This window comes from Aeromonas sp. A35_P, from assembly GCF_002259925.1.
GTDB lineage: Bacteria > Pseudomonadota > Gammaproteobacteria > Enterobacterales > Aeromonadaceae > Aeromonas > Aeromonas dhakensis.
In genome coordinates, this window is the sequence record NZ_NEVB01000155.1 from 1 (window position 1) to 5086 (window position 5086).

The window sequence follows — 5086 nt, forward strand, 5'->3', positions numbered from 1 at the left end:
GGTGGCGTATAATACCTTCCTCACTTCGAAAGTCAAGCGGTTGTTTTCGCTTTTCTTTCGGCGCTGGCTTCACGAGGAAGCGAGCTCATCAGGTTGGCGTGTTCCGCCGTGCTGGTGAGGGCGCATTATAGGGAGGCGCGCCGCGATGACAAGGGCTTTTTGCAAAAATGCGTTCGTTTGCTGAAAAAGCAGACTAAAGCCCTCTAATCACAGGTTTTCGCCCGGTATCACGCCGCTTTTTTGCTCAACTCTTCGCTTTGAGCCTGGATATAGTTGACCCAGCTGGTCGCCCGCTGCTGCCAGTTACCCTGCTGCTGCAGTTCACGGGCCAGCACCAGCGCCTCGGCATACTGCTCCTTATTAAGGTGTGCCTGTACCAGCAGCGCCTTGGCCCTGTTGCCTTGTTCCCCTTTTACCGACTTGATGGCGGCGAGCTGGGTCATGGCGGCATCTGTTTTGCCTTGTTGCAACAGCAGCTCGGCGGCGCGCATGGCCGCCTTGGGATGAGCATGCTCGCGGGCGAGCAGCTGCCAGCTGTCGACGGCCTTCGGCCACTCGCGCGCCCCTTCCCATAGCTGGGCCAGCAGCTGACGGTTCTCGGCGCTCTGTTTCATCTGCCCCTTCGCCATGGCAGCTTCCAGCAGGCGGGCGCCGCGATAGGGCAGCCCCTGCCAGGCATAAAGACGGATCAGCTGGTTGCGGGCGGCGGCATCATCCATCAATTTCCTGTCGATGGCAGTTTGCAGCAGCGCCAGCGCCTGATCGCCGCGCTTGGCGGAGAGGTTGAGCGACACCGCCTGTTGCCACCACTTGCTCTCTTTCGGCTCGTGACGGATCAGCTCTTCGGCCTGATCGGCGGCCACAGTGTAGCGCTGCAGCGCGGTGAGAGCGGAGAGGCGGATGATGGCTGCCTGCTTCTGCCAGCTCTTCTTCAACAACTGTTCACTCTGGCTGGCCGCCTCACCGTACTGCTTGTTGTGGTAATAGAGGCCGGCCAGACGCAGGCGCAAGGCATCGTCAGCCTTGATGGCCAACGCGGCCTTGTAGCTGGCGATGGCGCCGGTCCAGTTGGATTGCTGGGCCTGGATGTCGCCGCGCAGCCGCAGCAGTTGCAGCTGTTGTTGCTCGGGCCACTCTTTATAGGCCAGAGCCTGCTCCACGTAACGGCTTGCCTGCGCGGTCTGCTGCAGGTTGGCAGCCAGGGAGGCCTGCAGCTGGGCCAGCCAGGCGCGCTCAGCATCGCTATTTGGTTTGAGGCCGGATGCCTTGCTCTGGGCCTGTTGCCAATGGCCGGACTGATAGAGCTTCATCACGGGCTCCAGCTGGCGGGAGAAAAGAGGGCTCACCTCCATCGCCAGACAGGCTTGGCTGACCAGGGCCAGCACACAGATCCAGATCCGCAACATAGTTATGACTCCAGTTTGAATTTGAGCGTGATGACTTGCACCAGCTTGTCGGTGGCGCCGGGTCTCGGCTGATAGCGCCACTTGTTGATCGCCTGAATGGCCGCCCGCTCGAACTGACGCTTCGGCTTGGCCTCGACCACTTCCACATCCTGTACCCGACCGTCGGCATCGACGCTGAAACGCAGGGTCACCGACCCTTCGATGCCGGCCTGCTGGGCCCGATAGGGATAGACAGGCTCGATCCGTTGCAACGGCATCAGCATGTCACCGGCGCCGATCCCGGCCCCCTGTTGCTGACCATGGAAATTGCCGCTCGCAACCGGGGTAGGGCTGGTCGCAACGCCAGGGGCATAGACTTGCACCGCGCTGAGGCTGGAGACCAGATCTAGGCTCGGCTGCACCGAGGGCAACGGGGCCGCCGCCGGCATAGGCAAAGGCGTCGAGGCCAGTGCGGCAGGCGGCTCCGGCAGGGGTTCCGGCTCCTGGGGTACCGGGCGCTCGCGCACCTGTACCTCGGTCACCTCGTTCTGCATGTTGATGACGATGGACTTCTGCTCGGCGCTCGCCTTCTCCCCTCTGGGCGGCTCCACCAAGGTGGCCATGAACAGCAGGATCCCCAGACTGAGGGCAATCCCCAGTCCCAGGCTCATCAGCTTGTATTTCATTTCGGTGCCACCGCCACGGCGATGTTGGCGATGCCTGCCGCCTTGGCCTCATCCATCACCCGCACCACCTTGCCGTGGGGTACCCGCTCGTCGGCCTGGATCACCAGGCTGGCATCGGGCTGCTCCGCCAGCAGGCGGGCGACGCTGGCCTGTACTCGCTCCACGTCGATCTGCTTGCGGTCGATGAATATCTGCCCCTGGGGGCCGATCGCCAACATGATGCTGGAGGACTTCTGCGCCTTGGCCTGGCTGGCCTGAGGCCTGTGCACCTCGAGCCCGGCTTCGCGCACGAAGGAGGTGGTGACAATAAAGAAGATCAGCATGATGAACACGATATCCAGCATGGGGGTCATGTCGATCTGCACTTCATCGCGCTGGCGTTTGGATTGCCGTCTCATTGCATTACCTTCTCTTCTCGCAGGCCGTCCCGGGTCTTGGCCAGCGCACGCTTGGCCTGGCTCTCGAGACGGCTGAGTAACAACACGCCGGAGAGAGCGACCACCATGCCAGCCATGGTGGGGATGGTGGCGCGGGAGATCCCGCCCGCCATGCTCTCCGGGTTAAAGCGGTTGGCCGCGGCCAACGCATCGAATACGCCTATCATGCCGGTCACGGTACCCAGCAACCCCAGCATGGGGCAGAGCACCACCAGGGTACGGATGAAGATCAGATGACGGTTGAGCTCAAGCTCGGCCTCGGCCAGCCAGCGGCTGCGGATCGCCCGAGCGTGCCAGCTGTGACGCTCGCTGCGGGCCTGCCAGCGGCCGAGCAGCTGGCGCTGCAGCGGGGCAAACCCCAGGTTGAGGTAGAGCAGCCGCTCGATCATCAGAATCCACATCAGCACCAGCAGGGCCAGAATGACCCAGAGCACCGGGCCACCACGGCCCATGAAGCTCTGCAGCTGTTGCCAGATGTCGAGCATCATGCCGCCCGCTCCATCCCGCCGTTATTGCTTTCGGCCCGCTCGGCCAGAATGCCGGCCACCTGCTGCTCCAGCACGTTGGAGAGCTCGGTGAAGCGGGACTGCAGCAGGCTGTGGGCCAGGATCAGCGGAATGGCCGCCACCAGACCCTGTACCGTGGTGACCAGCGCCATGGAGATGCCGCCCGCCATGATCTTGGGATCGCCGGTGCCAAACTGGGTGATGGCCTGGAAGGTACCGATCATCCCGGTCACGGTACCGAGCAGCCCCAGCATGGGGGCAATGGCTGCGATCACCTTGACCATGCCGATGCCGCGCTCCATGCGGGGGGTCTCCTGCAGGATCGCCTCATCGAGACGCAGCTCGAGGGTCTCCATGCTCAGCTCTGGATGCTTGTCGGCCACCGTCAGCACCCGGCCGAGGGCGTTGTCGGCATGATATTCACCGCTCTTGAGCTGACGACGAACCCGACCCAGTTCACGGGAGAGGCTCCACAGCCGCACCCCGGCGATCCCCAGGCCGATGGCGGCCAGCAGCACTATGATGGCGCCAACCTGGCCGCCCTGCTGGACTTGCTGCCAGAAGGTGGGGGCTTGCGCCAGCATTGCCAGCAGGGTGCCGTGGGAGGGATCCAGCGGCAGCGCTTCCCCTTCCTGGCCCTGATAAGCGGCCGCAGCGGAGAGCACGTTGCCGGGCAGGCCCAGCACCGGGCTCAGGCCTTCGGCGGTTGGCTGCAGGAACCCCTGCTCGCCAAACAGCGCGAAGCTGCCGACCCGGGTCAGTGATTGCTCGCTGGCCGCCCCCTGAGCATCCAGCACCTTGCCGTTGAACTGGGCAACCCGGCCCGACTCTCGGATCTCCTGCAGCAGGGTGGCAGGCAGCAGGGCAAGGGCGGCGCGATCCGGTACCTGCTTCTCCTGCGCCATCGCCTTGAGCGGCGCGAGGCGCTCGGGGTACTGACCTTCGACGGCGGATTCACTCAGCAGCTTGACCGCATCGCTGGCCCCCTGACGGGTGACAGCAAAGATCTCGTTCATGTCGCCGGAGGCCTGCTCCCACTGGGCATTGAGCTCCACCAGCTGCTTCTCATTGGTAGCGAACTGGCTGGCCAGCTCCTTGCTCAGGCGCTGGGCCTCGGCCAGCTTGGCGCGGGCACTGTTCAGCTCCTTGGAGACAGACGCCAGATCCTGCTGTGCCTGCTGTTCACGGGCCTGTTCCTGCTGCTGCCAGGCTTCATCGGCCACGGCGGCAGTGGTGCCCAGAGAGAGGGCGAGGGGGAACCACTTCATGGTGACGCTCATGACTGGGCCTCCTGACCACGGCTGACGGAAAGGGGGACATTCAACAACTGGGGAACTTTCTTGTCGGCGGCCATCTCCAGCGCCTCGGCGACGGGGGAGAGCCACTGGCTGTCGAGGGGCTGCCACTGCTTGTTCTGCGCGGACCAGCGCCACGCCTGGGAACGATCGGCAGTCATCGCCAACAGGGAGACCCGACCCACCGCCAGCACGTCGACCCGGCGCGGTGCGCCGTCCAACACCAGTTCGGCGGCATAGCTGTCGAGCCGGCTGCCATATTCGGCTTCGATCTGGTAGGCCTGCAGCAGCTGGCGGAACTTCTCCGCCTCGCTCACATCGGCTCGGGCCAGGGTGGCTTTCAGCTGTTCAACCCGCGCCAGGCGATCTTCCTTGCGCAGCGGAATGTCGCTCTCCACCAGCTGTTCCAGCTCGGCCTGCATCTGCAGCATCAGCGGGATCAGGCCCTGCCTGGTCTCCTGTACCGCCTCCAGCTGCTGATTCAGCTTGCCCAGCTCATTTTGCTGATCGGCCACCAGAGACTGCATGTAGCGGTTGTAGGCTTCCAGATCGCGCAGTTGTAGCTGCGCATTTTGCAGCTCCAGCCTAGCGGCAACGGCCGCATCGGCGGCTTTTTCCACGCGCTGCTGGGAGGCTTTCCCAGCAGCTATGCTGTTTTTCAGTGCCGGCGCGACCAGCTCGTCGGCGCCGGCAGCGAAGTGGACTGACAGTGGCAACAAGGCCAAACCCCAAAACTTGTTCATGATACAAATCATTAACAATGATAACTATTCTCAT

The 5086-nt window shown here is 63.6% G+C and carries 6 protein-coding genes; all 6 read right to left on the reverse strand.

Going from position 1 to position 5086, the window contains the following annotated elements; genetic code table 11:
- Positions 1-227: 227 nt before the first annotated feature.
- The 6 genes from CAK78_RS09995 to CAK78_RS10020 are packed head-to-tail and all read right to left on the reverse strand — an operon-like array spanning position 228 to position 5052.
- The gene (locus tag CAK78_RS09995) at positions 228-1406 is read right to left on the reverse strand and encodes a hypothetical protein (RefSeq protein WP_176452740.1); all 1179 of its coding nucleotides are present in this window, start codon (positions 1404-1406) and stop codon (positions 228-230) included.
- Positions 1407-1408: 2 nt separating this feature from the next.
- Positions 1409-2071, reverse strand: a complete 663-nt coding sequence (locus tag CAK78_RS10000) for an energy transducer TonB (protein WP_017410458.1) — start codon at positions 2069-2071, stop codon at positions 1409-1411.
- Positions 2068-2469 carry an ExbD/TolR family protein gene (locus CAK78_RS10005; RefSeq protein ID WP_094697167.1) on the reverse strand — a complete coding sequence of 134 codons (402 nt, stop codon included), beginning with the start codon at positions 2467-2469 and terminating at the stop codon, positions 2068-2070. Before CAK78_RS10005 ends, CAK78_RS10000 begins: the two co-directional genes overlap by 4 nt.
- Positions 2466-2996, reverse strand: coding sequence for a MotA/TolQ/ExbB proton channel family protein (locus tag CAK78_RS10010; RefSeq protein ID WP_094697168.1), 531 nt, complete (start codon positions 2994-2996; stop codon positions 2466-2468). The genes CAK78_RS10005 and CAK78_RS10010 overlap by 4 nt, the downstream gene beginning before the upstream one ends.
- Complete coding sequence (locus CAK78_RS10015; RefSeq protein WP_094697169.1) at positions 2993-4294, reverse strand: MotA/TolQ/ExbB proton channel family protein; 1302 nt, start codon at positions 4292-4294, stop codon at positions 2993-2995. Before CAK78_RS10015 ends, CAK78_RS10010 begins: the two co-directional genes overlap by 4 nt.
- Complete coding sequence (locus tag CAK78_RS10020) at positions 4291-5052, reverse strand: DUF3450 domain-containing protein (RefSeq protein ID WP_172442886.1); 762 nt, start codon at positions 5050-5052, stop codon at positions 4291-4293. Before CAK78_RS10020 ends, CAK78_RS10015 begins: the two co-directional genes overlap by 4 nt.
- Between the last annotated feature and the right edge of the window lie 34 nt (positions 5053-5086).

Bases quoted from the DNA above. Each gene is read 5' to 3' on its own strand.
- CAK78_RS10005 (WP_094697167.1), bottom strand. From the start codon at position 2,469: ATGAGACGGCAATCCAAACGCCAGCGCGATGAAGTGCAGATCGACATG.
- CAK78_RS10020 (WP_172442886.1), bottom strand. From the start codon at position 5,052: ATGAACAAGTTTTGGGGTTTGGCCTTGTTGCCACTGTCAGTCCACTTC.
- CAK78_RS10010 (WP_094697168.1), bottom strand. From the start codon at position 2,996: ATGATGCTCGACATCTGGCAACAGCTGCAGAGCTTCATGGGCCGTGGT.
- CAK78_RS09995 (WP_176452740.1), bottom strand. From the start codon at position 1,406: ATGTTGCGGATCTGGATCTGTGTGCTGGCCCTGGTCAGCCAAGCCTGT.
- CAK78_RS10015 (WP_094697169.1), bottom strand. From the start codon at position 4,294: ATGAGCGTCACCATGAAGTGGTTCCCCCTCGCCCTCTCTCTGGGCACC.
- CAK78_RS10000 (WP_017410458.1), bottom strand. From the start codon at position 2,071: ATGAAATACAAGCTGATGAGCCTGGGACTGGGGATTGCCCTCAGTCTG.